Source organism: Adhaeribacter rhizoryzae (genome assembly GCF_008629685.1).
GTDB lineage: Bacteria > Bacteroidota > Bacteroidia > Cytophagales > Hymenobacteraceae > Adhaeribacter > Adhaeribacter rhizoryzae.
The window spans coordinates 180,116-204,525 of record NZ_VWSF01000009.1 but is presented as its reverse complement, the minus strand read 5'-3'; the positions used below and the strand labels follow the sequence as shown (position 1 = coordinate 204,525).

General features: G+C 43.1%; 26 protein-coding genes. 11 read left to right on the top strand and 15 right to left on the bottom strand.

Annotation, left to right across the window (positions count from 1 at the left end; genetic code table 11):
• Positions 1–9: 9 nt before the first annotated feature.
• Positions 10–309 carry an SH3 domain-containing protein gene (locus F0145_RS13550; protein ID WP_150088954.1) on the bottom strand — a complete coding sequence of 100 codons (300 nt, stop codon included), beginning with the start codon at positions 307–309 and terminating at the stop codon, positions 10–12.
• A gap of 543 nt (positions 310–852) precedes the next feature.
• On the opposite strand from F0145_RS13550, the gene F0145_RS13545 reads away from it, so the two are divergent.
• Positions 853–1,893, top strand: coding sequence for a ferredoxin--NADP reductase (locus tag F0145_RS13545; RefSeq protein ID WP_150088953.1), 1,041 nt, complete (start codon positions 853–855; stop codon positions 1,891–1,893).
• A gap of 98 nt (positions 1,894–1,991) precedes the next feature.
• On the opposite strand, the gene msrA is transcribed toward F0145_RS13545, so the two are convergent.
• The 6 genes from msrA to F0145_RS13515 all read right to left on the bottom strand — a co-directional run bounded on the left by msrA (position 1,992) and on the right by F0145_RS13515 (position 6,495).
• Complete coding sequence (msrA, locus tag F0145_RS13540; RefSeq protein WP_150088952.1) at positions 1,992–2,675, bottom strand: peptide-methionine (S)-S-oxide reductase MsrA; 684 nt, start codon at positions 2,673–2,675, stop codon at positions 1,992–1,994.
• A gap of 337 nt (positions 2,676–3,012) precedes the next feature.
• On the bottom strand, positions 3,013–3,678 hold the full coding sequence (locus F0145_RS13535; RefSeq protein WP_150088951.1) for a sigma-70 family RNA polymerase sigma factor: 666 nt from the start codon (positions 3,676–3,678) through the stop codon (positions 3,013–3,015).
• A 1-nt stretch (position 3,679) separates the two neighbouring features.
• Positions 3,680–4,117: a DUF2231 domain-containing protein gene (locus tag F0145_RS13530; protein WP_150088950.1), complete on the bottom strand. Its 438-nt coding sequence runs from the start codon at positions 4,115–4,117 to the stop codon at positions 3,680–3,682.
• A 124-nt stretch (positions 4,118–4,241) separates the two neighbouring features.
• The gene (locus tag F0145_RS13525; protein WP_150088949.1) at positions 4,242–4,586 is read right to left on the bottom strand and encodes a hypothetical protein; all 345 of its coding nucleotides are present in this window, start codon (positions 4,584–4,586) and stop codon (positions 4,242–4,244) included.
• 765 nt (positions 4,587–5,351) lie between these two features.
• A complete protein-coding gene (locus F0145_RS13520) occupies positions 5,352–5,663 on the bottom strand; it encodes an SH3 domain-containing protein (protein WP_150088948.1) in 312 nt (103 codons plus the stop codon).
• 523 nt (positions 5,664–6,186) lie between these two features.
• A complete protein-coding gene (locus F0145_RS13515; RefSeq protein ID WP_150088947.1) occupies positions 6,187–6,495 on the bottom strand; it encodes an SH3 domain-containing protein in 309 nt (102 codons plus the stop codon).
• A gap of 683 nt (positions 6,496–7,178) precedes the next feature.
• Here F0145_RS13515 and F0145_RS13510 point away from each other — a divergent pair.
• On the top strand, positions 7,179–7,937 hold the full coding sequence (locus F0145_RS13510) for a hypothetical protein (protein ID WP_150088946.1): 759 nt from the start codon (positions 7,179–7,181) through the stop codon (positions 7,935–7,937).
• Positions 7,938–8,117: 180 nt separating this feature from the next.
• On the opposite strand, the gene F0145_RS13505 is transcribed toward F0145_RS13510, so the two are convergent.
• Entirely contained in the window at positions 8,118–8,378 is a 261-nt protein-coding gene (locus F0145_RS13505; RefSeq protein WP_150088945.1) for a hypothetical protein, read from the bottom strand.
• A gap of 105 nt (positions 8,379–8,483) precedes the next feature.
• Here F0145_RS13505 and F0145_RS13500 point away from each other — a divergent pair, with 105 nt between their 5' ends.
• Both F0145_RS13500 and F0145_RS13495 read left to right on the top strand, forming a co-directional pair.
• Positions 8,484–8,858, top strand: a complete 375-nt coding sequence (locus F0145_RS13500) for a septal ring lytic transglycosylase RlpA family protein (RefSeq protein WP_150088944.1) — start codon at positions 8,484–8,486, stop codon at positions 8,856–8,858.
• Positions 8,859–9,061: 203 nt separating this feature from the next.
• Positions 9,062–9,640 (top strand): Hsp20/alpha crystallin family protein, encoded by a 579-nt coding sequence (locus F0145_RS13495; RefSeq protein WP_150088943.1) that lies wholly within the window; start codon positions 9,062–9,064, stop codon positions 9,638–9,640.
• 70 nt (positions 9,641–9,710) lie between these two features.
• On the opposite strand, the gene F0145_RS13490 is transcribed toward F0145_RS13495, so the two are convergent.
• Genes F0145_RS13490 through F0145_RS13480 form a run of 3 tightly spaced genes read right to left on the bottom strand, consistent with a single transcriptional unit; the run spans position 9,711 to position 11,774 of the window.
• On the bottom strand, positions 9,711–10,454 hold the full coding sequence (locus F0145_RS13490) for a hypothetical protein (RefSeq protein ID WP_150088942.1): 744 nt from the start codon (positions 10,452–10,454) through the stop codon (positions 9,711–9,713).
• A 23-nt stretch (positions 10,455–10,477) separates the two neighbouring features.
• A complete protein-coding gene (locus tag F0145_RS13485; protein ID WP_150088941.1) occupies positions 10,478–11,242 on the bottom strand; it encodes a hypothetical protein in 765 nt (254 codons plus the stop codon).
• Positions 11,232–11,774, bottom strand: coding sequence for an RNA polymerase sigma factor (locus F0145_RS13480; RefSeq protein WP_223816042.1), 543 nt, complete (start codon positions 11,772–11,774; stop codon positions 11,232–11,234). The genes F0145_RS13485 and F0145_RS13480 overlap by 11 nt, the downstream gene beginning before the upstream one ends.
• A gap of 287 nt (positions 11,775–12,061) precedes the next feature.
• Here F0145_RS13480 and F0145_RS13475 point away from each other — a divergent pair, with 287 nt between their 5' ends.
• The 4 genes from F0145_RS13475 to bla all read left to right on the top strand — a co-directional run bounded on the left by F0145_RS13475 (position 12,062) and on the right by bla (position 18,627).
• On the top strand, positions 12,062–15,829 hold the full coding sequence (locus tag F0145_RS13475) for a DUF7948 domain-containing protein (protein WP_150088940.1): 3,768 nt from the start codon (positions 12,062–12,064) through the stop codon (positions 15,827–15,829).
• 398 nt (positions 15,830–16,227) lie between these two features.
• Entirely contained in the window at positions 16,228–16,485 is a 258-nt protein-coding gene (locus F0145_RS13470; protein ID WP_150088939.1) for a hypothetical protein, read from the top strand.
• A gap of 408 nt (positions 16,486–16,893) precedes the next feature.
• Positions 16,894–17,673, top strand: coding sequence for a hypothetical protein (locus F0145_RS13460; protein WP_150088938.1), 780 nt, complete (start codon positions 16,894–16,896; stop codon positions 17,671–17,673).
• 210 nt (positions 17,674–17,883) lie between these two features.
• Positions 17,884–18,627, top strand: coding sequence for a subclass B1 metallo-beta-lactamase (bla, locus tag F0145_RS13455; RefSeq protein WP_150088937.1), 744 nt, complete (start codon positions 17,884–17,886; stop codon positions 18,625–18,627).
• Positions 18,628–18,714: 87 nt separating this feature from the next.
• On the opposite strand, the gene F0145_RS13450 is transcribed toward bla, so the two are convergent.
• Positions 18,715–19,089, bottom strand: a complete 375-nt coding sequence (locus F0145_RS13450; protein ID WP_150088936.1) for a Fur family transcriptional regulator — start codon at positions 19,087–19,089, stop codon at positions 18,715–18,717.
• Between the two features lie 172 nt (positions 19,090–19,261).
• Here F0145_RS13450 and F0145_RS13445 point away from each other — a divergent pair, with 172 nt between their 5' ends.
• The 3 genes from F0145_RS13445 (at position 19,262) to F0145_RS13435 (ending at position 22,454) form a co-directional block, all read left to right on the top strand.
• Positions 19,262–20,182: an NAD(P)/FAD-dependent oxidoreductase gene (locus F0145_RS13445; RefSeq protein ID WP_150088935.1), complete on the top strand. Its 921-nt coding sequence runs from the start codon at positions 19,262–19,264 to the stop codon at positions 20,180–20,182.
• Between the two features lie 213 nt (positions 20,183–20,395).
• The gene (locus F0145_RS13440) at positions 20,396–21,889 is read left to right on the top strand and encodes a hypothetical protein (protein ID WP_150088934.1); all 1,494 of its coding nucleotides are present in this window, start codon (positions 20,396–20,398) and stop codon (positions 21,887–21,889) included.
• 88 nt (positions 21,890–21,977) lie between these two features.
• On the top strand, positions 21,978–22,454 hold the full coding sequence (locus tag F0145_RS13435) for an OsmC family protein (protein WP_150088933.1): 477 nt from the start codon (positions 21,978–21,980) through the stop codon (positions 22,452–22,454).
• 369 nt (positions 22,455–22,823) lie between these two features.
• On the opposite strand, the gene F0145_RS13430 is transcribed toward F0145_RS13435, so the two are convergent.
• The 3 genes from F0145_RS13430 to F0145_RS13420 all read right to left on the bottom strand — a co-directional run bounded on the left by F0145_RS13430 (position 22,824) and on the right by F0145_RS13420 (position 24,374).
• Positions 22,824–23,576 carry a ZIP family metal transporter gene (locus tag F0145_RS13430; RefSeq protein WP_150088932.1) on the bottom strand — a complete coding sequence of 251 codons (753 nt, stop codon included), beginning with the start codon at positions 23,574–23,576 and terminating at the stop codon, positions 22,824–22,826.
• Positions 23,577–23,739: 163 nt separating this feature from the next.
• Positions 23,740–24,030, bottom strand: a complete 291-nt coding sequence (locus F0145_RS13425; protein ID WP_150088931.1) for a heavy metal-binding domain-containing protein — start codon at positions 24,028–24,030, stop codon at positions 23,740–23,742.
• Between the two features lie 50 nt (positions 24,031–24,080).
• A complete protein-coding gene (locus F0145_RS13420; RefSeq protein WP_150088930.1) occupies positions 24,081–24,374 on the bottom strand; it encodes a hypothetical protein in 294 nt (97 codons plus the stop codon).
• Positions 24,375–24,410: the final 36 nt, after the last annotated feature.

Below are 24,410 nucleotides of genomic sequence, written 5' to 3'. Positions count from 1 at the left end.
AACAGAGATTTATCGCTTAGCAGAAGCCGCCGCCAGGGTTTGGTAAGCAGTTGGCTTAACTAACTCGGAGTGCAGTACGTAGCCGGCCTCGCCATCTACCATTACAATGGTCCACTGGTTATTCAGGCGGCGTAGTATTTCCACCCGGTCGGCGGTAGTTAATGATTTTAACAGCTTAGAAGCCGTGCCGGCCTGCTGATACATTTTTACATTTTCGTGACGCACCTGGGCTACGTTTTTGGTTTTTTCGGTGGCCATGGCAAAACCTACTTGTACTAAAAGGGCGAGGGTAAAAAATGCTTTTTTCATAGTTGTATAGTTTTTTAGATTTTCTGTTTTTCTTTTTTCAATAGTTTTATGCTGACTTCCGGATTACGCTTGTTTAGGGTAGTTACCGGTTAATGGCTTCGGTATAGTTGTTTGCAACCGTTGTGCCAATTCCAAAATAGCCTTAATAGGCCCGAAAAGAAGCTTTTTTGGGTAAATAACCCAAATAGGTTGTCCGGATGCGGACGGTCTGGTTCATTATTGTTCGCTTCCGTTACAATTTAATTGGTGCAGCTAACGGGGTGAATATTTTATGCTTAGTCCCGTAATTTTTTGAAGTTAATTAGTGATGATAACCTCATAAGCCTAATGCGGTAAACCTGTTTGTTGGCTGTTTGGGCAAAGCTGTTAAACGAATATTTCAACTTCATTCGCCAGGTTAAGTATTTTTAGGTAAACAGTAGTTTTGGGCCCGGAACCCAGGGGGTAACTATTTATTCCGAAACAGGGTATCCCAAACAGATTAAATCAGCTAAATGCGGGCTGGTAAGAGTGAAATTTCAGTTGCTTAACGCTGCTTTTTGCATGAATTTATTATACAAGGTTTTAACCATCACGAAAATACAGGAGGCGGTAGCTGGCTTTAAAACTTTTACTTTTGCGCAGGAAGCAGGCAACGAAATAACATACGAACCGGGGCAATATTTAACCTTGGTACTTAAAACGCAACACCAGGAAATCCGGCGGTCTTATTCAATTACGTCGGTGCCGCTACTGGGCGAACTCTTAACTATTGGGGTAAAACGCATTGATAACGGCCACATGTCGCGGTACCTGGTAGATAGGGCGCAGCCCGGCGACCAAATATTAACTACGGGCGCCGGCGGTTTTTTTACTTTACCTCCGGATGTAAGTACTTATAAACAGTTGTTTTTTCTGGCGGCTGGCAGCGGCATTACCCCAATATTTTCATTAATTAAGACCGCGCTGCATGTTTATCCGGCGCTATCGGTAGTATTAATTTATAGCAATCACGAGCCGGGTACCACTATTTTCCGGGAAGCCTTAACCCAATTAGCACAAAAATTTCCGGACCGGTTCCGGATTGAATTTGTATACAGCAATTCGCCGGATTTAACCCGGGCACATTTACACAAAGATTTATTGAAGCAATTTTTGGCAGCTTACGGCCAGGCTAATCTCGCAGAAATATTGTGCTATGTGTGCGGTCCGCTTAATTACATGCGCATGTGCACGTACGCCCTGCGGGAAGCCGAGGTGCCGGCGGCTAATATCCGGAAAGAAAACTTCAGCCGCGATAAACCAGTAACGCCTAATCTGCCACCCGATACCGAACCCCACTTGGTTACTTTGCATTACCAGAATCGGCTATACCAACTGCCGGTACAATATCCGGTTACTATTTTGCAGGCGGCCAAAAAACAAGGTATTTCGTTGCCTTATAGCTGCGAAGCCGGTAAGTGCGGTAATTGCGTAGCCCGTTGCAATACCGGCGAGGTTTGGCACAGCTACAACGAAGTACTAACCGATAAAGAAATTCAGCAGGGTTTAATTCTCACGTGCGTAGGTTACCCCATCGGCGGCGACGTTACGCTAACTATCTGAAAATCATTTGTACGCTGTTACAAGTGTTGGCTGCAGGCTGAAAATAAAAAAGCACGGATAAGGAATATCCGTGCTTTTAAAATATGTTCTGGCTAAACTTATGAGCTTGTTTTCAGGTATTGGGGTTTTAGTTTGTGCTTAAACTCTTTTTCGAATTTACGCACTTTGGGCGCCGATACATTCTGGATGTAAGAATCGTTGGGGTTATGCTGGTAATAATCCTGGTGGTAACCTTCGGCTGGCCAGAAAGCGGAAAACGGTTGTATTTCGGTTACAATCCGTTTGGAATATTTGCGTTCGGTTTCCAGTTTTTTTACGTAGTCCTGGGCTTGCTGCTTTTCCGCGTCGGAGCGGTAAAATATAGCAGAGCGGTACTGGCGGCCAACATCCGGACCCTGGCGGTTTAAAGTAGTAGGATCGTGGGTAGCAAAAAATATTTGTAGCAACTCGGGGTAAGTAACCACTTTGGGGTCGTAATAAACTTGCACGGCCTCGGCATGGCCGGTTTTGGCGTAACTTACCTGCTCGTAGGTGGGCTTTTTCTCTTTGCCACCACTATACCCCGAAATAACTTTATCTACGCCTTGTACCCGCTCAAAAATAGCTTCGGTACACCAGAAACAACCGCTGGCAAAAGTAGCAATTTCCTGCCCGGCGGCTTTTACCTGGGCTTCGGCCGGTAATTGGGCCGGTGCCTTTTGGGCCTGCTGCGAACTGGCATCAGTACAGGCATTAAATATTAATATAAAGCTTAATAACAAAAAATTGGAAAGCCGTTTCATAAGAGTACAGAATAACAGTTAGGTATAACCAGAACCAAATATAAGGGTAAAATAATTCCTTTGGATTAGCGGTATGGGCGTTAAGCGCCGGAATAATATTTTAAACGGAAGCTATTTTTTTAGCTAGTTCTGTATTGCGCACAGCGGTAGCTTCACCAGCAAGTAGTTTGGCCGCAACGTTAGAATTGGCAGTAATAACACCACCAATGGCGTCGTATTCTGCTCAAAACAGGTATACGAAACAGCCGCTAGAACTAGTATAGTTACTGAACAATTTACTGCGGCAAAAGTTTAGGCATTTATGAAGGCGTACAAGGGCAAATAATCCGGGAGCATCTTAATGTGCATTGCTGATTTGGTGCATTACTTTTTCTACCATCCGGTCGCAATAAATAAGGTTAAACTCGTAAATATCTTCGGGCGCGTACATTTTTTCAATTTCTTTGCGTAGCATGGCTTTGGCCCGGTTAAGCCGCACCTTTACGTTGGCTTCCGATAAAGACATGGCTTCGGCAGTTTCGGCCACACTCATGCCGTTCAGTTCCCGTAACGAAAATACCAGCCGGTAATCAACCGGAATCCGACCGATGGCTTGCTCAATAATTATCCCAAGCTCTTTGTGCAATATTTTTTTATCGGGGTCTGCGGGCTGATGCGAAAACATAGGAATTTCTTTTTCATTAATGGCCGCATACGCCGGCCTTTCGTTTTTAAAACGCAGTAGCTGTTTTTTGTGGTAACAGTGGTGGAGCATTATTTTTACCAACCAGGTTTTAAAAGAAGCGCGGTGCTCAAATTTAACTAAGTTTTGATAAGCACTTATAAAAGTATCTTGCATTAAGTCTTCTACATCTTCCTTATTATAGCCATAAGCCCGCCCTACCTTAAATAAATAAGGGTTGTTCCGCCGGATTAATATTTCGTAAACCGCTGTTTCGCCGGCTAATATTTTGGTTATCAGTTCTGCGTCTGATATTGTTTTGGTTTTCAGGATTGCTTCCATGTTACGAGTGCTCAATACCTACTTTATCTTTTAACAGTAAACTGGCACCCCAATAATTGCCGGCCGTTAAAAGGCCTACTAGCCCTAATTTTAAAAGCAAATTTAAAAGCGTTGCTGCGGGCAAGTGGGGGTACAGATCTAACTGCATAAAACCCATTATGGTATAAAAAAATATTACCAACGAATTAATGCCGCCGTGCAGGTAAGCTTTTTTTATAACCTGGGGCCTATCGGCTGCTATTTGGGTTAAATCTACGGCGCCAAAGAAAACAGCCAGCCAACCGGTTATTACGCCGCCGGCCAGCGCAAAAAAAGCAGCATCTCTAAAAGCGGTATCTGCTGTATAAAAATATATAAAAGAACAGACTAAATCCATCGGGAATAAGGCTGCCGGAAAATGAACCATTATTAAGTGAATGGGGTGCCCCAGTATTTTCATGGCTGTAAATATTAGCAGGGTTTAAGCAAAGCACCAGAGTTGTCGCGGGTACATTAGTCAGAATAAAAATAAGCGTGCTGCTCCGGAAATGAATAATTTTAGCCTGTTACTAGCGTGCGAAGTATTATTTATTTAGCGCAAATACGAGCAGGAAGATAAAACCCGTTACCGCCAGCAAGCCGTGGCCAATGGCCAGTATTTTAGGAATTTGCCGACCGTTCAAGTCCCGGAACAACATGTAAAGTCCGCCCAAAGCTGCTAATAAAAACAAAACCAGGCTTTCTATTGGCCCAGGGCCGCCTCGCGAAATGTAGATGATTAATAATATTAGCCCAGTAGCGGCTAAAGGACCGTGTGTGAAAACAACAGCTTTGGGCGTTTCCCGGCCTTTTAAAACAAAGGTTAATAAATATAAACCAAATAAAGCGGCTAAGGCAAAGAAACCAATGGAGGCATAAAGTATAGTCATGGTTGTATGGGTTAAGGGTTAGTACAATCTGATTTAGATGTTGCTCTTGCGAACAAGCGCTTTTTTTTAATTGGTGCTTTTTGCTTTATTAATACCCAATAGAGTAGCCAATCCCGGTGGAGGTTACAACTAAGTGTAAAAAAATATTAGCTGCTTTTGCTCCGGAAAAAGGCTAATATTTTTGATCCTCGATTATTAAAACTGTGTACCGGTTAAGGAATTTAGTGAGAGGTATTTTGCCGCGTAAGGTAAATTTGAATCTGCCACCAATGCGCTGGTTATGCCAAATTTATTTAAGCTTTTGCATAAAAAAAGGAAGCCGTTAAGGCTTCCTGTATAGATTATAAATGTTTACTAAAGCTTACCAAAACAGCCCTAATATTTAGGGCGGCGGGGCCGGGTTTCCGCGTCAGGAATTGGCGGCGAAACCGGCTGCAAGTTAGGGCTATTAGTAGCTGGTTCGCCGGATTGACGCGGCATTTTTTTTATAAAAAATATGCTGCTATAAAAGCCGCGATTACAACTAATATTATAATTAAAACCATAATTGAAAACGCGCTAAAAGTAAATAATTTAAAATGTTTACCCCAGGGTAGCGTGTACAGTTGTATTTTAGCTTAAATTAGGACATTATACGGAGCCCACCGGAATAGCCTTTATGTAATAATACGGAGAAAATTGTACCTAAAGGCTTATAAAGCAATAAGGGTACACCACCCGGCATACCCTTGCTGCAACAAAACAGAATTATTTACTTGGCAATGCTTACTTACGACTGGTTTTAGTAGAGGCCAATGTTTTTATTTCGAGAGTTTGGGCTGGTTTGCCTATTTCGGAATGCAGCACATAACCTGGCTGACCATCTACCATTACAATGGTCCACTGGTCGTTATAACGGCGTACAACCTCAATTTTATCGTTCGTAGACAATGACCTTAAAATAGTGGTGCAGGTACCGGGTTGCTGGTACATTTTTACATTATCTTGGCGGGCCTGGGCCACAATGGTTTTGTCGTTAGCGGCAAAAAGAAAGCCGGCTTGTATAATTAAGGCGAAGGTGAAGATTAACTTTTTCATAGTTTTAGATTTTATGGGTTTAATTATCAGGTTAAAAAATGGTTTTTATTAAGGTGCTGGGGTAAGTAAAGGTTGGTACTATTAATTTAATTAAAGCTAAATGGTGTTTAAACTGGGTTTGGTTAAGCAATTGTTAAATAAAATCAAATACAAGATTAAAGTTGAATTGGTATTTTTCAGAGCTTTAAGGGATGTAGCTGCTGCCGGAGAGTGTCAATACAATATTAGTCTTGTTTTAAAAACAAGATTTTAGTTCTATTTAGTAAGGGTTGATGCTTTTAGCACTTAGCCAATTTGATGAGCTAATTTACAAGGCCAGCGCGGTAGAAGAATCTAAATTTAAAAGTGCTGCAATAACTGTTAGTTAAAAGAACCAGGGAATGTTTCGTACCTATTAAAGAAGTTCACTTTTGGCACAAACCGGCAAAAGACAGGCTAGGAGAAAAGGGATGCGAAGGGTAAAAAAAGGGATATAAAATATATCCCCCTTTCCAACAAACAAACAAACAAAATTTTTAATGTCTTAGAAAGTGTTTTTGCGACTGGCTTTATTCATTGCAATATTTCTTGCATTCTTGTTCAGCGTCAGTTCCGAGGTGAGTACATAACCAACCTGGCCGTTTACAGTAACAATGGTCCAGTTAGCATTATGTTTCCGGATTACAGCTAACTGGTCGGTGCTTTTCAGGGCTCTCAGCACTTCGGTAGAAGTGGCAGCCTGGCGATACATCTTTACGTTTTCGAAGCTGGCAGAAGCAGTTTGATCTGGTCTGGCAGCAAATAAAAATGCAGTTTGTAATAAGAGAGCGAAGGTGAAGATGATCTTTTTCATAGTATTAATATTTAGTATTTATGGTGTTTTTGTTTTAGTAAGCTTTTTAACTTTAGGGAGCTTAACCCTGGCAGCTGCTTTTGTTATTTAGATGCAGCTACTTACTTGCTGGTTGCCTGCACGGCTTTTTTTATTTTAAATTAATTTTACAACTGCTTCTAACCCAACACACTTGTCTTATTTTTAAAAGTTACAACCCGTAACTGGTTTATTTTAAATCAAGAGCTGTGCCATAAGTGCCTGGTATTGTTATCCGGGTATTAATCCGGTGGGCCTTGTTGCAACGTGTTAGTCAGCTACCAACAGTACAAATATTGCACAGCCCACACAAAGCCCAAAACGGAATGGTGCGAATAGCCTGATAAGTGCGGTGAATAGCAGTTTTAGCTGGTTGAAATGTATTAATCCGGGACTATAATTCCGGTGAAAATGCTGGTTTTAACTTGTTCCGGTAGTAACTTAGCAGCTAAGAACAACCCAAAATATTTTATTAACTTTTTAAAAACATAGGTTTAAACAGAAATAAGCGGCATTTTTCTGTTCGTTTCCGGACAAAACAATGTTCGGTTTTGTTACACTTACCCAGAACAAGATTTAAGCAGGTTTTACGTTAATTAAATTACGCTGAAACTGTTGCAGCTTTATTATTTATCCTTACCTTATATTCTATACCCTAGTAATTTATGAAATACCGATTGCTTTTAATGATCTTCTTTTGCTTGCCCTTGTTTACCATGGCCCAGGTTGGTAGCGATAGCGACCCCCGCACCCACTTTGTAGGGCTGCAGAATGGCCAGAAAGTGTATGCCAAGCGGGTACAACTAAAAAATCCTTTCTTAAAAGATAGCTATTTTCTGCTGGACGATACCTTGCGCTATCCCATGGGCAGCGTAAAATATTACCAGAACGATAATGGTTTTTTCCTGCGCATCTCGGACCCGTACGATCGCGACGATTTTGCCAAACGAACCATTAGCGGCCGCATCTCTAAATATTACGTTTCTAAAACTTTTTACAACAACATGTATAGCCCTTATGGGCGGTACGGCGGTTACGGCTACGGTGGTTTTGGGGGTTATGGCTACGGTATGCCCTCGTCGCGTAATATTTATTTCTTTACCAAAGACGATGGCCCGCTGCAAAGCTATAATTTCGAAAACATACGCGAAGCGCTAGCCGATAACCCCGGCAGTGTGGCGCTGCTAAACCAGTACCGCAAAGGTAAATACGTAGAAACCGGTTTGTCTATTGCGGGTGCTGCTATTTTGCTTTACGGTATGTCGCAAACCTTTAAAAGTTACCAAAACGGCCAGAGCGGCAGCGTAGCTCCTACGGTTTATGTAGGTGCCGCGGTAATTAGTATTCCTTGGATTTCGGGGTTGTTTAAGAAAGACAAAATAACCCAGGCCGTAGAGCTTTATAACTACGAAAGAAAAGACTAAGTAGCGTGGTGTTAAGCGAAGTTTAAGCAATTAATCGTTGTCATTCAGGAGGAACCTATTTGGCTGCCTACTAAATAGGTTCCTCCTGAATGACAGGTGTGGGCACCATAGCCTTTAATCAGTTTGGTAGATTAAGCAAACCTCACAGGTTTTAAAACCTGTGAGGTTTTTCTTTCTAACTCAGGCGCGGGTTACTTTGCCTTTATTATCCCAGTGACTTTTTATTACGGTAATGCCATTGGGCGCGTATTGCAGGTGCCGTACGTAACGCTCGCCGGTAATACTGCCGTCGGGGTTACGTTTACCTATAAACAGCGTAATGGCCTGGCCGGCTTTATCGGTAATAAACGTAATATCTTTGCCCCGGAAGTTATCGTCTATCCGGGCCGAGGCAGTTTGGGGCTTGGCTAGTTTGGCTTCTAAGGCCGGATTTAAACCCATAATTATTCAGGTTATAACCGTGTAAAATATTTTAAGGTTAATTTTACGCCGGGTTGGGGCTTGGGTTTTAAACTGGCTGGTTAGGTAAGTAATATTTTTTGGCGTATGAAAGTTTTACAATGTAAGTGGGGGTTATTGGGTTTGGTGCTACTGGTAATGGAAAGTTGCACCGGTAGCCGGGCTTTTACCCAAACCGGCCAAGCATCTTATTACAGCAATAAATTTCAGGGGAAGAAAATGGCGAACGGCCAACCCTACCGCAAAGGTAAACTAACGGCGGCCCATAATACCTTGCCTTTTGGCACCAAAGTAAAAGTTAAAAACCAGCAGAACGGCCGCACCGTGAAAGTTAAAATAACTGACCGGGGACCGCACGCCAAAAGCCGTATTCTGGACTTATCGCTGGCCGCTGCCCGGCGCCTGGATATGATACAAAGCGGGGTTGCACCCGTTACCATTAAAGTAACCAGAAAACCTTAGTGTTAAGCCAAAATAATGGTTTAGCGCTGCCTGGTAATATTTTTAAGTAGCTTAAGATGCTAAATTTCTGGTTTTTAGCTGCAACATTTTTCTTTTATCCGCAGTAATTATAGCTGTAAATAACACCTTTATACCTGGTTGTTTAGTATACTTTTATTTAGTGGTTTTTCAGAATTGTTTAACTATTAACTAAGGAGGTTACTATGGCAATTCAAAAATTTGGTGGTTTAATGGACGATTTTGTGCCACCCACCTTTAGCTCCATGATCGACCGTTTCTTTCAGGATTCGGTTAACCAGCGCCGGCACTTAACCGATTTTAGTCCGCAGGTAGATGCCTGCGAAACCGAAAGCGGATTTGAAATTGAATTAACCTTACCTGGACTGAAGAAAGAAGATATTAAGATTGAGTTGCAGGAAGGCCGCCTGACTGTTTCGGGCGAAAGAAAGTTCCGGAACGAAGATACCAACAAGCGTTACCAAATAATTGAGTCGCAGTACGGTTCTTTTTCCCGTTCTTTCCAGTTGCCCAATAATATCGATCCGAATGCGATTAGCGCCGAGTTTCAGGATGGTATATTGCGGTTAACCGTACCAAAAGACCAACAAAAAACACAAAAGCATCAAATACAAATTAAAGACGACGCTACCCAAACCCGGGTAGCACAGGGGCAAAACGCCTCCGACAGTGGGCAGCAAAATAATCAGTCCGGCGAAAATGGTCAGAATGGTCAAACCATTAACATCGACCAGCATCAGAAGAAAACAAAAGCTTCGAAGTAGGCTGAACTGCACCACGACTCTAAAATAATAAAGGCGCTCCCGGAGCGCCTTTATTATTTTAGAGTTTCGCCTAAAAATTAACGCTGATACCCGGAAATAATGTTTTAAAGTTATTTGTAATATACAATTCTGGCATTAGCCGGATGGCTTTGTTGGTGATGGGGTAAGAGTAGGAGAGCTTAAAGGTGTTTTTGCCAAAATAATCGCCTTTAGAATAAACTAAATAGCCAATGGTTAGTTTCTGATAAACATCCACATTTTCCGGTCGGTTAAATAATTTGGTGCCGATACCAAAATCCAGGAAATTATTCATGTATAATTTAAATTGCCGGTTTTCTTGCCGTTCAAAAAAATAATTCATGTCGTAGGTTACCGAATATTCCATCCTTTTCCGTTTAAGTGCCAGCGTAGGCGATAATTTAGGTACTAACTGACTGCGGATTAAGCCTGCTCCGGCCCCTAAGGTTAAGGCTAACTGGTCGTTCTTGCGTTTGTAGCTTACATCGTAACGTAAATCGGGTTTATTTACATTTTTAGTAGTAGTATCGGGTGGGGTTTTAATATTTCCGGCGGAAGCTGCCTGCACTTGTCTGTTCACCTTTCTAACCACCGAGTCGAGGTTTATTTTATCCAGTTGTTGCAGTTTATTTATATCATCGGTTATTAACAGCAGCTTAATATTATTCGGTAGTTCTACCATAACAGAGTCTTGCTGCGATTGCGCATTGTATCGGATTTGGGTTTGAGCAAAAGCCGGAGTGCAGAAAATAAAGAGCATAAAGATTCCTGCCGAGATAAAAAATCGGTTTTTCATGGGGGTATAAGTTAAAGGTTAAATTATAAGTCTATTCTGGCTTGTAGTTTTAGCAGTTGGTAAGCACTGTCGGTAGTGGCAAAGTGGCCGTTATCCACTGATTCCGGAACGGGTACATTCAGGCGCAAACGCGTTTTTCTTCTTTTGGCCGGTAAGTTGTTGTTCGCCGTTTGGCTCAGCATTTTAGCCGTAGAGGTTTTTCCCAGCACTACCGTTATTTTTAAAGGCTGCGCCGTAGTTTGGGCAGGAGTTTTAGCTTCGGATGCGGCTATTATTTCGGATTTCTCCGTTGCTTTGGCTGGTTGTACCTCCGGCGTGCCGGGCATAACCACAACCGTTGCATTATTTATTTTGGTATTAGCCGCAGGCAAAGCTGATGATTTTACAGCCTGTTCCATTTTTTTACCTAACGCCATTTTGAGTTGCTGTTCACCGGATTTAACTGCTGAGACAATATTGCCAACCTGGGACTTAACCGGTTTTGCTACTGTATTTTCAGTTGGCTTAGCAGGCGTTAATATTTTTTTAGCCGGCTTGGTTGCTACTAATGTTTTGGTACGCGGTTGTTCCGAAACAAAATATTGCCGCGCTAAACCGGCCAATAAAGCCAATATTACAATAGCGGCCGCGTAAGAAAACCAAGTCGTTTTTTTGCGGCGGGTAAGCACCGGTGGTTGTTGTAGTTTAAGCCAGGCCGCTTCCGGGTCCCAGTTAACGCCGGGCGGAAGTGTGTGCTGCACCGCCTCTACGTTTTCTTTAATATATTTTTCCAGGTTATCAGATGGCATATTTCAGGTTGTTTTTGGTGAGCAACTCCCGTAATACCGCTTTGGCTTTGCTTAACTGCGAGCGGGAGGTTAACTCACTAATTCCTAATTGGTCGGCTATTTCTTTGTGGCTGTAGCCTTCCAGCACGTATAAGTTAAAAACGGTGCGGTAACCGGTGGGTAGTTCCAGTATTAGAGCGTAAATCGCTTCGGCCGATAAATTACTGTCCGGAGTAACGTCTGTAGCAATTTTCAGGTCATCCGAAATCGTGGTCAGGTTAAAATTATTCGACTTGCGCAACACCATCAGGCATTCGTTTACCATTATTTTCTTTATCCAGCCATCTAGGCTTTTATCGTCGCGGTAAAGCAACTGCTTAATATTGGTTAGCACTTTATGAAAGCCTTTCATGAAAGCATCTTCGGCTTCGGCCTGGTTGCGGATGTAGCGGAGACAAAGCCGGAACATGGGCGTGGCATACGCATCGTACAGGCTTTTCTGGGCCTTGGCATCGCCTTCCTGACACCGCTTTATTAATTTCTCTCCTTTCAAATTTAGTTTTGGTAATAACCGTTTTCAAAGATAGGAATGCTAAGGTTGGTTAAACCGTTGCCTGGGGTTAAAAACTTTTTGTAAGTATTTCATAAACAGCCTGAAAAATATTGCCGGAAGCCGGCTTAAATCTAAATTTTATGCGGAAACTTCAGTTAAAACAAGCAACCAAAAAGAATAATTAATGCTCTTACATTTAGCGGCCCGGAGTGGTTTTGGGAGGAAATTTCAAAAACATAAACCGGCCCGGAAAACTTCTTTATCTTTATAATTCAGATTTAGTATATATGCAGTACAAGTTTACCCGGTTATATTTAATAATTCTTCTTTTTAACTTTTTCGGGCAGCCGGCATTTGCCCAAATGAAGCAACCCGGTACGCCTATCGCGCCGGTAGCCCTTAACCAACCGCATCCGGAAAAAAGTCTGCAGTTTATTCAGAATAAAAACCAATGGGATAAATCGGTGGCATTTATGGCACAACTGCCGGGTGGGCGCTTATTCCTGCAAAACAAAAGTTTGGTGTATACTTTTTTCGAGGAAAGCCAACTGGCCCACGCCCACAACAACCCCAATGCTGCTACTGCCCAAAAAGCCACTGAAAAAATAAAAGCCCACGCCTATAAAGTAAATTTTGTGGGAGCCGGTACGGGCAATAATAAAGTTAATGGCCAGCAACCCTCCGAAGCCGTGCGCAATTATTACATTGGTAAAGACCCCAGCCGGTGGGCGGCGGGCGTAAAAGCATTTGCCCAGGTAACCTACGAAGCTTTGTACCCCGGCATTAACATGCACCTGTACGAGCAAGATGCGCACCTGAAATACGAATTTTTATTAGAGCCCCAGGCCAATCCAACTCAAATAAAGATGCAGTACCAGGGTGCCGATAAAATATTTATTCAGAACAACGAGCTCCACATTAAAACTTCGGTAACCGAGGTAGTAGAGCAAAAGCCGTATGCGTACCAGCTCCAAAACAACCAGCCCGTAGAAGTGCCTTGTTTTTTTAAGCTCGATGGCGATGTGGTTACGTTTGAATTTCCGGCCGGGTACGATCGCAGCAAACCGCTGGTGATAGATCCGGTATTGGTTTTCTCTACTTACACCGGTTCGCGGGCCGATAATTGGGGCTTTACGGCTACCTACGACGAAGAAGGCAATATGTACTCGGGCGGTATTGTTGCGGGTTTTGGTTTTCCGGCTACCATGGGCGCTTATAATATTGATTGGGGCGGCAACCCCGACGGCGGCAGCGGTACGGGTTGGGATATTGGTATCTTAAAATACAAAACAAATCCTGCCGGGGCTTCTTCGCTGTTATACGCTACTTACCTGGGCGGCCGCCGCAGCGATGTACCCAACAGCCTGGTGGTTAACAGCAAAAACGAATTATTAATTTTAGGAGTTACAGGCTCCGATGATTACCCCACTACGGCCGGCGCCCACGACCAGAGCTTTAACGGAGGCAGCCCTAATATTGTGCCCTTAAGTGGCATTCAGTTTAACCAGGGCACCGATTTATTAATCAGCCGGTTGCGGTCCAACGGCTCAGCGTTGCTGGCTTCTACGTACCTGGGCGGCACTTCCGACGATGGTATTTTATCGAACAGTACCGCCCGCAACCCGCTGGATAAAAATTACGGCGATCAGTTCCGGGGCGATATTTTTACCGATGCTACTGACCAGGTATATATTGTTTCGTCTACGCGTTCTAATAATTTTCCGGTGGTTAATGGTTTTCAGTCGGCTTACGGTGGCGGCAGCAACGATGGCGTAGTAGCCAAACTAACCCCAGCTTTGGCGGTGCAGTGGAGCAGTTTTGTGGGTGGAAATGGGGCCGATGCGGCTTATTCGGTGCAACTAGATAAGAACAGCAATATTTTTATTTGCGGCGGTACCACCAGCGCCGATTTGCCGGGCACCAACGGCGCGTTCCTGTCGGGGTACCGCGGCGGACAAGCCGATGGTTTTGTGGCTAAAATAAATAACAATGGCTCGGCGCTGCAACGGGTATCTTACCTGGGTACTTCGGCTTACGACCAAACTTATTTTGTGCAACTAGACGGCGAAGACAACGTGTATTTGCTGGGCCAAACCTTAGGCAGTTATCCCACTTCGGCGGGCGTTTACGCGAACCGCGATGGCCGGCAATTTATTCATAAACTAAACAACGATTTAACCGGCAGCTTGCTATCTACTACTTTTGGCTCCGGTAACAGCGCGCAGGTAAATATTTCGCCCACCGCTTTTTTGGTAGATAACTGCAACCGCATTTACGTGGCCGGCTGGGGCGGCGGCGCTAATGCCAATCAGCCTTATTCAAACGGTACTACCACGGGTTTACCGGTAAGCAACGATGGGCACCAGCGCACCACCGATGGCAGCGATTTTTATTTAATGCTGTTATCTAGGGATGCCAGCGCGCTGGAGTACGCTACTTTTTTTGGTGCGGAGCAAACAGGTATACAATCCGGCGAACACGTAGATGGCGGCACCAGCCGTTTCGATAAGCGCGGTTTTGTGTACCAGGCGGTTTGCGCCGGGTGCGGCGGCAGCCAGGCATTCCCAACTACGCCCAATGCCTGGTCCAGGTCTAACAATGCGCTTAACTGCAACAACGGCTCGTTTAAGTTCGATTTTAATATTGTAGTGGCCGAAGCTGGTCCCGATCAGGAAATATGTGCTAACGCGCCGCCTTTTCAGCTTAGTGGTTTTACGCCGGCTACGGGCGGTACCTGGTCCGGACCGGGCGTATCGGCCAATGGCACCTTTACACCCAGTGCAAATTTGGTTGGCCCTCAAATCCTTACTTACACGGTAGCCAACGGCAGTTGTATTAGCACCAGCACCAAAATTATTACAGTAATGCCCTTGCCGGTAGTTTCCTTTACGGGTTTGTCGCCGTCAATTTGCTTGCCGCACACGGCTGTTACGTTGGTGGGCTCGCCGGCGGGCGGTACTTTTTCGGGGCCGGGCATGAGCAGCAATATTTTTACGCCCGCCACGGCCGGAACCGGTACCCACACCATTACCTATAGTTTCACCAACGAGAAAGGCTGTACCGTAACCAGCAGCCGGCAGGTAGTTATTTCGGAAATGCCCGCCGTAACAGCCGGACCCGATGAGCGTATTTGTTCCGGTTCTTTCCCAATTATGCTGAGTGGTTTTGCGCCAGCCGGCGGTACCTGGTCGGGAACGGGCGTAAGTGCCAATGGCCTGTTTACCCCTTCCGAAGCTTTGGTGGGTACGCACGTACTTACCTATACCATTACCAACGGCAGTTGTACCGTAGCCCAAACCAAGACGGTGGTAGTAGACCCCACCGTTAAGTTTACCCAGGGCCCCGATTTAATTATTTGCCCCGATGCTACCGCTTTTGCCGTGACCGATATTATTCCACCGGGCGGTACCTGGTCGGGAAGCGGGGTGAGCTCCGATGGTATTTTTACGCCAGCACCCGGCATGAACGGACCGCAGCCGCTTACTTATTTTGTAACGGTTGGGGCCTGCAGCGGTATTAGTAGCAAAAACGTAACCGTAAGCGCTTTGCCGGTAGTGCAGGCCGCTGCCGTGCCCACCGAATGCGGCACCGCCACCCAACTTCAGGGCTTTGCGCCTTTTACCGCCAGCTTTACCAATACCACCACCGGCGCTACCGGCTACCTCTGGGATTTTGGCGATGGCAGCACTTCTACCGAAACCTTACCAACGCACCAGTACGCAAACGAAGGAAATTACGAAGTTACGCTCACGGTTTTCTTTGGCAACAACTGTCGCTTGCAACGGCCCATTGCCTCGGTGCAGGTAGAAAAAAAACAACTGGTACCCAACGTATTTACGCCCAACAACGACGGCCTGAACGATACTTTTATACCCCGCATTACCTGTTTGCCCACCGACCTGAAAATATTTAACCGCTGGGGCAAGCAAGTATACGAGCAAAAAAACTACCAAAACAACTGGGGCGGCGAAGGCCTCACCGATGGCATTTATTATTACCAGCTAACCAGCACCAAAGGCCAAATCTGGAAAGGCTGGGTCGAGATTATCCGGTAGAAGGGGGTAGATGGGTAATATTTAAATTTAATATTCCAGAATAGATAAAATTAGCCGTAAGTGCATAAAGGCGCTTTAAAAAGGTAAGAAGATGTTTCAAAGGTTTTTTAGTACTTTATTATTCGAATATACTGGACTATTTATCCGTTGGATTGTAATGTATGTAATTGATTTATGTAGAGGAAAAAAGCCTAAATCATTTAACATTATTAAAAATAGATACAAAGGAATATCTGCTGATAGTATAGCCTATGATGTTGGAAACAAACTGATTGGTATTGCTTTTATTTTAATTCTTTGTTGCCTTTTAATAAATCTTTAATCAAAATCACTAGGAAAATCTCCAAATATTAAAAGATGATTAAAATTTGCTAACTTAACAACTAAAAAAAAAGAAGATGGGATTAGAAGCTATAAAACTAGAGTTAATTGAATGGTTAACTAAGTTAGAAGATGAGGATACAATTGAATATTTAAAAGTTGTTAAAGATTCCCAATCAGAAAACGATTGGTGGGAAGATTTAACACCTGAGCAAAAAAGTGGAATCGAAAGAGGATTAAAAGATATTGACGAAGGGCGAGTAACTTCTCATGAAGAAATAAAAAAGCGTTTTGGCTTATTAGGTACACAATTTTATGGACGGACGAGGCCATAAGAAACTTAGAACAAATCCTCAACTATTTAGCCACTAACTGGACAGACAAAGAAGTTAATAAATTCAAAATTAAACTTTCGGAACAAACAAATATTATAAGAGGTTTCCGAATATTTTTCCAACCTCAAATATTGCTCCCCGATTAAGAAAAGCTGTATTGACAAAGCAGACTACTATTTTCTATGAGGTAAGAGGACAAGAAATTTATATTGCTTACATTTTCGACAGCAGACAAAATCCAGAACGAATAAAATAAAAACACAACTGCTCAGTCACACCTGGAAATTACTGCATTTAGCCCAAGTAAAATATTGTTTTTACATTTGGTGTTGTTCTAAAAAACAATAAACCCTTAAATATTACGCTTCCCTTTTTTCAAAAGAATATTGCATTAAAAAACAAAGTACTATGCTGAGGAAAATAGCCATTGCCGGCCTGCTGTTACTTACCGGTATATGGAGCTGCGACCGCCAAAAAGATTCTTTTCCTTCCGGAATTTATTTAAAGAAAGTAATTTATCATCAGCAGGCAGATCAGGTAAGGCATTACCAGTATAACAGCGCTGGTCGGCTCGCTTCCAGAACATTCACGTTTAATAATACCATTACCGAAAAGTTTGATTACCAGTATAAAAATGGTTTGGTAAGCCGCATCGATTATTTTGCTATTAACAGCAATACAGATGTTACATTGGTGCCTAAGGGGTATATAATGTATGAATATGATTCCGATAAAATACGGCAGTTTGCTTTATACCCGGGCAATATTAATTATTCGGTTAATTACAATGCCAATCAACGCGTAACAGACATAACCGGCCCGTCTTCTTTTGTCAGGTATGAATACGATCAGGCGGGGGTACTTACAAAATCGGTTTTATTTTCGAACGGACAAGAAGTAGGGGTGCAATATTATACGTTTGATAATAAAAAGAACCCCTTATTTCAGCTCGATCCTGTAAATGAAAGTGCCAATGAATTGGATTTTATTAGTTATAAATTGCCGAATAATTTAATTAAAAAAGTGTTTGTAGGGGCTAACCACGATACCATTTCGGAGAGTGAATACGTATTTAAATACAACAGTAATAATTTGCCAACAGAATCTTACGAATTATTTACTTCTGAAAGTAACGGCTACTATCGCGACTCTATCAATCACAGATTATACGAATACGAAGTAAAATAAAAACCAAACCACGGTAATGAAGCTTTGCTTAATATTAGTTTAAAAATCTTAATTGGTTTTGTTAAGTATTATTTTGGATTAAAATATTAGCAAACAAAAACGACTTGATAATAATTAGCAGATATGCATGATTAAGAAACTGAAGCATATTTTTAATATTAAATGGTGTTTGTTCGCCGTTGTTACAGGTAATGCACAATCAAATTTTTTATGCTGAAACAGTACAAATATTTAATTATTAGTTTAATATTATTTGCCTGTAATGGAACAAAGCAAACGCCAGATGCTCAGAATTATCAGTCCGAAATATTAACAATTCAGCAAGTTTCGGACCACGTTTACCAACATACTTCGTATTTGGTTACAGAAAGTTTTGGCAAAGTAACGTGCAATGGCATGATAGTTTTTAGTAAAAACGAAGCCATTATTTTTGATACGCCAACGGATAATAATGCTGCTGCTGAACTAATAAGTTGGGTAGAAGATACGCTGCATGGCAAAGTAAAAGCCATTATTGCCACGCACTTTCACGCCGATTGTTTGGGTGGTTTAGAGGCATTTCATAAACGCAAAATACCTTCGTACGCTAATAATTTAACAATACAATTAGCCGGTTTAAATAATCTGGTTGTTCCCCAAAACGGGTTCAATAATTTATTGCAGCTAGAAGTTGTCGACAAAAAAGTGCTTGCTCAATTCTGGGGCGAAGGACACACCAAAGATAACGTGATTGGGTACTTTCCGGAGGAAGAAGTGCTGTTTGGCGGCTGTTTAATTAAAGAAATGGGAGCTGAGAAAGGAAACTTAGCAGATGCCAATGTGCAAGCATGGCCCAAACCCATAACCAAATTAAAAGACCAATATCCTGATGCCAGAATAGTAATCCCAGGCCACGGAAAACCCGGCGGCACCGAATTGCTGGACTACACCATTAAGCTATTTGGGCAAAATTAATAGCTAAACCGGTTTTGGTTAGCAACTATACCAAAGAATAATACGGCTTGGCCTATCGTAAACAATCGTATTAAATCCGAAGGCGAACTAAGCACACGCAGCACAGTAGCCCGAAATAAAACCAGTAAAATTTTCGGTGCGGTACCCTTTGGGCAAATTTACTTCTATTTGGTTGGGCAAGCATTCTACTTTGCCACAAGTAAAACAACGAAAATGAAAGTGATTATGCTGGTGGTGTTTTTCCTGGCAATCTACACAAAGGGCAAAATATTGCTTACCATCATCGCCCACCGTCCGGTGAATAATTCCTTCAGTACAAAACCGATTTAAAACCCTGTAAATAGTAGCCCGATCGGCAGAACCGGCCAATGCTGCCTGCAAGGCATCGTGGCTCAGCGCTTGCTTAGCTTCTTTTAATAATTGAAGAATAACTGACTTTGCTTTTGTATTTCGGGAGTTCATCGGTTTTAAATATTATTGCGACTAAGTTGCAATAATAAGAAAAATAAATACCTTTGCCAACATAACTTAAGCAAAACCAAGCTTCCCTTGCCAATATTTTTTAATGCTGGGTTTAGAGCGGCTTTAATTAGCGGCTTAGCGCGGGTGCTGTTTTTATTTTAAAAGTAAGGCTATGGTAACTAAAAATGAATTTGAAGTAATTATTATTGGTGGCAGTTACGCCGGGCTTTCGGCCGCTATGAGTTTAGGTCGGGCGTTGCGGCGCGTATTAATTATTGATAGCGGTAAACCTTGTAACCGCCAAACGCCCCATTCGCATAATTTTATTACCCAAGATGGAAATACTCCCAGCCAAATTGCGGAGGCAGCCAAAGCACAGGTTTTAAAATACAACACGGTTCAGTTTCAGGAAGCATTAGCCGTAAACGGTTCTAAAACAAACAGTGGGTTTAAGATTGAAGCTCAGGATGGGGCCATCTTTACGGCTAAAAAGTTAATTTTCGCTACCGGGTTAACCGATGTATTCCCCGAAATAAATGGTTTTGCCGAATGCTGGGGAATATCTGTTTTACACTGCCCTTATTGCCACGGCTACGAATACAGCAACCAAAAAACAGGTATTCTGACCAACGGCGACGTTGCTTTTGAGCTAAGTAAATTAATTAAAAACTGGACGAAAGATTTAACCATCTTCACCAATGGCCCTTCGGCGTTAACGCCCGAGCAAGTAAATTTAATTAAGAAAAACGGGATAGAAATTGAGCAAAAGGAAATAGAACAATTCGTCCATAATCGGGGGCAAATAGAGCGAATTGTTTTTAAAGACCAATCTGAAATTTCGGTTAATGCGCTTTATGCCCGGCCTAATTTGGTGCAACATTGTTCCATTCCGGCCGCATTGGGCTGCGAACTAACCGAGCAAGGCTTACTTAAAACCGATATGATGCAGAAAACCACGGTACCAGGAGTTATTGCCTGCGGCGATAATGCTACTTTCGGCCGGGCCGTTTCCGTTGCAGTTGCCGCCGGTACCATGGCTGGCGCATCGGCTAACAAAGAACTGATAGAAGAGGAATTTAGCAGCGTTAGTTGAGCAAATACAAAGCCGTTTATTTCCGAAAACTAATATTTTAAGTTTCGGTACGTTTTGCCTTTCTGTTAACTTGCCAGCAGAATTAAATTTTCGCCTGGTCCGGAATAATAGCAGCAATGACAAAATATATACTTGCTTTCTTCTTACTTTTTATCTGTTTTGGTATTGTAAAACTATCGGCACAGTCAAAGGTCAATCCGGGCAGTATCCGGTTTGTGCGAAGGGGTACAACGCCTGGTTTTCGATCCGCAGCAAGCTATTTTACTGGCCAAACTCGACCCGGCCAATATTGTTGGTTTTACCGCCATGCACCCCCAAACGGTTTATTCCCAGGATACCGCCGTGGTGGCGATTGATAAAGATTTATTAAAAGTAAAATCGGGGCAGCAAACCGAAACTGCCATTTGGCTGGGCGGCTGCAACCCGTTTGCTACTTATACCATGCAGGTAGCCGATTTAAAAGGAACCGGCGCTATTGGGTTTGAATTTACTGATGCTCAAAATACCGAACGTTTCCAGGTGTTTACCAAATTTGCAGCCGGCCGCTTTACCGATGTAATCTTGAAAATTACGCGTAACAACGCTGTGGTTCTGGAAAAATCTATTTCAACCAACCCGCTACCCGTTCCGAGCAAAAACAGCGAGTTAATATTACAACTATTTGGCAGTGGCTTAAATTTTTTGGTGAAAGATACCGGGCTACCTGTAAATGTAGCGCAGGCTAATTTTAACCAAACCCTGGATTTGCGCCAGCAGGAAGTGCTGCATACTTTTCAGGCGCGGCTGTTATTCTTATTAAACGACGGAGAAGTAAGCATCCGGAACGCACAATCGGCTATTACTACCGGGTTGGGCCAGGCCGATATTCGGGTTATTACGCACAAAGACGGTTCGCCTTACCTCGATCGGGGGCGGTTATGGTATACGCTGTCTATCCGGGGGCGGGCGCTGGACCATCATTTGCAAGGCGTTTTTAGCTTAAGCCCATCAGCTTTCGATTTAAAACTCGAAGGAATTATTGTATTCGACCGCCAGGATGGATTGTTGCGCAATGAAATTTCGTCGCATATTTTTTACGACGATGATGAAAAAGTTTGGCGCGGATTTACCACCGGGTTCTCGTTTGCGGCAAACCCTAAAACCGAGAAAAAGCAAATCTGGGCCATCGAGAGCAAAACCGATCCCCGCTTTGGTTTTTCCATAATGAAAGCCAAACCCACCAATATTATCGGCGACATAGAAGATTCGCATATTATTTACGATGCGGCCGTTAAAAAATGGCACATGCTAACCTGCGAAAATCAGAATGGTTACAAAGCAATTATTTTGGAATCCAATAAATGGGATGGTGCTTACAAACGCATTGCCGGGCCGGTAAAAGAAAATTCGACCGGTACATCTATGCAGCGGATTGGTAACAAATGGTATTGTTTCTCGGGTAGCGCTGAACGCAAAATATTTATTTACACCTATCCTAATTTACAACCCGCCGGCACCCTAAATATGGATTTACCGCCCTGGGATGCGAAAGCCGGTACGCGGGTGTGGCCTAATATTGTTACCTTACCCGATGGCTACCCGGTTAAGTACGTGGCTTTAATGATGGACCGCTATAACTATCCGAGTCTGCAAGGCCCCAACTGGACTTACGGCGCATTATATTTGTACCATGGAAGCGATAAACCTGGGTTGAAGAATACCAGGTAAATTAGGTTTGAGTTAAAGTAGGAAATAGAAACCTAGACCCAACTGCAAACAACAACTTTAACAGGAAATTTAAACTAAAAAGCAGCTTATGCACGGCCAGCATTTATATAAAGCAACCATCGAGTGGACCGGGAATAAAGGAGAAGGTACCTCTGGCTATAAAGCTTATGATCGCAGCCATACCATATCGGTTGAAAATAAAAGTGATATTTTAGGCTCATCCGATCCGGCCTTCCGGGGAGATACAACCCGGTATAATCCCGAAGAATTATTGGTTTCTTCTTTATCAGCGTGCCACATGCTTTGGTATTTGCATTTATGCGCCGAGGCCGGGATTGTGGTAATGAATTATGTTGATACTGCCACCGGTACTATGGTAGAAACCCCGGATGGGGGCGGGCATTTTACGGAAGTTACTTTAAACCCCGTAATAACTGTTACGGAAGCCTGGATGATAACCAAAGCCGATGCCATGCACCAAGTTGCAAATAAACGTTGCTTTATTGCCAATTCCGTCAATTTTCCGGTATACCACAAACCTTCCTATAAAGCGCTTAATAAATAAAACAGAAGTGATTTGTGTTATTTCCCAGGGCTATACCCTGGACTAGGATATTAGGCCCTTTCAGGGCTGTTAATAGTTTTTATGTTAAGTATAAAAATGTGAGTTGGTCAGGATTTAGTTATACAAAATTATACAAGCCCGACAGGAATTTACAGGAAACACATTGCTGGATATTTTTCCCAACTATTAAATTCGGGATACTAAATAATGAATAGAGCAATCCCTCTTACCTGCTAATATTATATGGTTTCGCTAATCACCAGTAAAAATTAACCAAACCAACAACCAACAACCAACAACTAGCAACTAGCAACTAATCACTAACAACTAACAACTAATCACTAATAACTAACAACTAATCACTAATATTTAATGCGCCAAATCGCTGGCTAAGGCCAGGAGAGCGCCGGCCAGGGTGGCCAATATTTTGTTGCGGTTAAACCGGTGTTCGGGGCTGGTCTCGAACAAAATAGTAGTGGAAATGTGCAGGAAATTACCGGCTACCAAGCCCGATAAAATGGTAAAAGCATTGCCTTCCTGCAATTGCTCCGGAATAATATAGTTACTGAATAAAATACCGAGCGGTGAGGCTAAGGCAAATATTAAGAGGTAAGCAAAAGCTTTGGCAAAATTATTCAGCCGGAAAACCAAGATGGTCATGAGGGCAAAAGCCGCGGGAATATGATGGATGGCAATACCGGCCAGTACCTGATAAAAGTTTTCGGATATATGCGAGTGCGGGGCAACTGCCCGGTTTTCGAGCAGAATACTGCCTTCCAGGAACGAGTGAATTGTGAGCGAGAGCAGCAACAGAAACGGTACCGAATTAGTACTTTTTTCGTGGGCGTGCAAGTGCATGTGCCCATGCTCGATGCCCTGCGAGAATATTTCGAGCACCAGTTGTAAAAAGAACCCGGCCAGCACGTAGTAGCCCACTGCGTGCGGGTCGGCACTGCTCATAAGCACATCTGGCAGAATATGAATAATGGTAAGCGTAAAGAGGTAGGCTCCACTAAAAGCCAGGATAATTTTTAACCAGCTTTGCTTGCGCTGCGGAAAAAAGCGCACCAGCCAGCCCGCCAGCACTACCGTAAAGAAAAGAATAAAAATAGCTGTGAGCATTTGCCGAGGTGTTTAAATCTACAACGTTTCCGGAGCCGGTACTACTGCCAGAACAATCCGGAACTGCTTGTAAGAAGGCCCAATGCCTTAAGTTAAACGCGCTGAATAATGTGCAAAAAGGCAGGTTTGCGCCTGCCTTTTATGTTGTAAACAAGATAATTTATTAGTTAGCAACCTGAGCCGCCGAATCTGGCGCAGTAGTACCTTTATAATGCGGGTTTTTAACCAAATCCATAGCACAAACCGGGCATTTACCGGGTTCGTTACTGGCACTGCCTTCGCATTCCATGGGGCAGATGTAAGCCAGTTGTGCCGTTTGTTTGGCCGCGGCTTCGTTAGTCTCAGCCGTATCGTAAGCACCTTCACCCGGCAGTTTTTCGGTTTTATTACCGCTACAGCCAACTCCCGCCAATAATATTGCCGAAAATAATATTCCTAAAATTCTGTTTTTCATGGGTATTAAAAAACGCACCAGCCAATTACTAAGCCAATGGTTAAATTGTTTTAGTTGTGGTTTTCAACGGCATCTTTAGCAGTTGTTTCCTCTTTTTTATCAATCGATTTTGCTCCGCCTTTTAACTCATTAGAGTGCTCGTCGTGGTTAAGTTGTACCTGCTGCTGGGTATCGTGTGCGCTCTTATCGGCAGCGTTATCCAGGTTAGAGGTGCTGCGGGTTCCGGGCGGTACGGCATCTACCGATACTTTTTTCTCGGGACGTAAATCAGAAGGTTCGCTGCTGCAAGCTGCCAGCGATAAACTACCTACTGCAAAAGCTATGGTTAAAATCCGTTTTGTCATGTGGGTTATTGCTTAATTTATTTTCTGCTGTTAAAA

What these genes read in the sequence shown, in the direction of transcription:
- F0145_RS13535 (WP_150088951.1), bottom strand. Translation starts at nt 3,678, where the DNA reads ATGGAAGCAATCCTGAAAACCAAAACAATATCAGACGCAGAACTGATA.
- F0145_RS13500 (WP_150088944.1), top strand. Translation starts at nt 8,484, where the DNA reads ATGAAAGTTTTACAATGTAAGTGGGGGTTATTGGGTTTGGTGCTACTG.
- F0145_RS13430 (WP_150088932.1), bottom strand. Translation starts at nt 23,576, where the DNA reads ATGCTCACAGCTATTTTTATTCTTTTCTTTACGGTAGTGCTGGCGGGC.
- F0145_RS13470 (WP_150088939.1), top strand. Translation starts at nt 16,228, where the DNA reads ATGGGATTAGAAGCTATAAAACTAGAGTTAATTGAATGGTTAACTAAG.
- F0145_RS13530 (WP_150088950.1), bottom strand. Translation starts at nt 4,117, where the DNA reads ATGAAAATACTGGGGCACCCCATTCACTTAATAATGGTTCATTTTCCG.
- F0145_RS13550 (WP_150088954.1), bottom strand. Translation starts at nt 309, where the DNA reads ATGAAAAAAGCATTTTTTACCCTCGCCCTTTTAGTACAAGTAGGTTTT.
- F0145_RS13475 (WP_150088940.1), top strand. Translation starts at nt 12,062, where the DNA reads ATGCAGTACAAGTTTACCCGGTTATATTTAATAATTCTTCTTTTTAAC.
- F0145_RS13520 (WP_150088948.1), bottom strand. Translation starts at nt 5,663, where the DNA reads ATGAAAAAGTTAATCTTCACCTTCGCCTTAATTATACAAGCCGGCTTT.
- bla (WP_150088937.1), top strand. Translation starts at nt 17,884, where the DNA reads ATGCTGAAACAGTACAAATATTTAATTATTAGTTTAATATTATTTGCC.
- F0145_RS13490 (WP_150088942.1), bottom strand. Translation starts at nt 10,454, where the DNA reads ATGAAAAACCGATTTTTTATCTCGGCAGGAATCTTTATGCTCTTTATT.
- F0145_RS13460 (WP_150088938.1), top strand. Translation starts at nt 16,894, where the DNA reads ATGCTGAGGAAAATAGCCATTGCCGGCCTGCTGTTACTTACCGGTATA.
- F0145_RS13420 (WP_150088930.1), bottom strand. Translation starts at nt 24,374, where the DNA reads ATGACAAAACGGATTTTAACCATAGCTTTTGCAGTAGGTAGTTTATCG.
- F0145_RS13450 (WP_150088936.1), bottom strand. Translation starts at nt 19,089, where the DNA reads ATGAACTCCCGAAATACAAAAGCAAAGTCAGTTATTCTTCAATTATTA.
- F0145_RS13425 (WP_150088931.1), bottom strand. Translation starts at nt 24,030, where the DNA reads ATGAAAAACAGAATTTTAGGAATATTATTTTCGGCAATATTATTGGCG.
- F0145_RS13510 (WP_150088946.1), top strand. Translation starts at nt 7,179, where the DNA reads ATGAAATACCGATTGCTTTTAATGATCTTCTTTTGCTTGCCCTTGTTT.
- F0145_RS13525 (WP_150088949.1), bottom strand. Translation starts at nt 4,586, where the DNA reads ATGACTATACTTTATGCCTCCATTGGTTTCTTTGCCTTAGCCGCTTTA.
- F0145_RS13545 (WP_150088953.1), top strand. Translation starts at nt 853, where the DNA reads ATGAATTTATTATACAAGGTTTTAACCATCACGAAAATACAGGAGGCG.
- F0145_RS13515 (WP_150088947.1), bottom strand. Translation starts at nt 6,495, where the DNA reads ATGAAAAAGATCATCTTCACCTTCGCTCTCTTATTACAAACTGCATTT.
- F0145_RS13445 (WP_150088935.1), top strand. Translation starts at nt 19,262, where the DNA reads ATGGTAACTAAAAATGAATTTGAAGTAATTATTATTGGTGGCAGTTAC.
- F0145_RS13485 (WP_150088941.1), bottom strand. Translation starts at nt 11,242, where the DNA reads ATGCCATCTGATAACCTGGAAAAATATATTAAAGAAAACGTAGAGGCG.
- F0145_RS13495 (WP_150088943.1), top strand. Translation starts at nt 9,062, where the DNA reads ATGGCAATTCAAAAATTTGGTGGTTTAATGGACGATTTTGTGCCACCC.
- F0145_RS13505 (WP_150088945.1), bottom strand. Translation starts at nt 8,378, where the DNA reads ATGGGTTTAAATCCGGCCTTAGAAGCCAAACTAGCCAAGCCCCAAACT.
- msrA (WP_150088952.1), bottom strand. Translation starts at nt 2,675, where the DNA reads ATGAAACGGCTTTCCAATTTTTTGTTATTAAGCTTTATATTAATATTT.
- F0145_RS13435 (WP_150088933.1), top strand. Translation starts at nt 21,978, where the DNA reads ATGCACGGCCAGCATTTATATAAAGCAACCATCGAGTGGACCGGGAAT.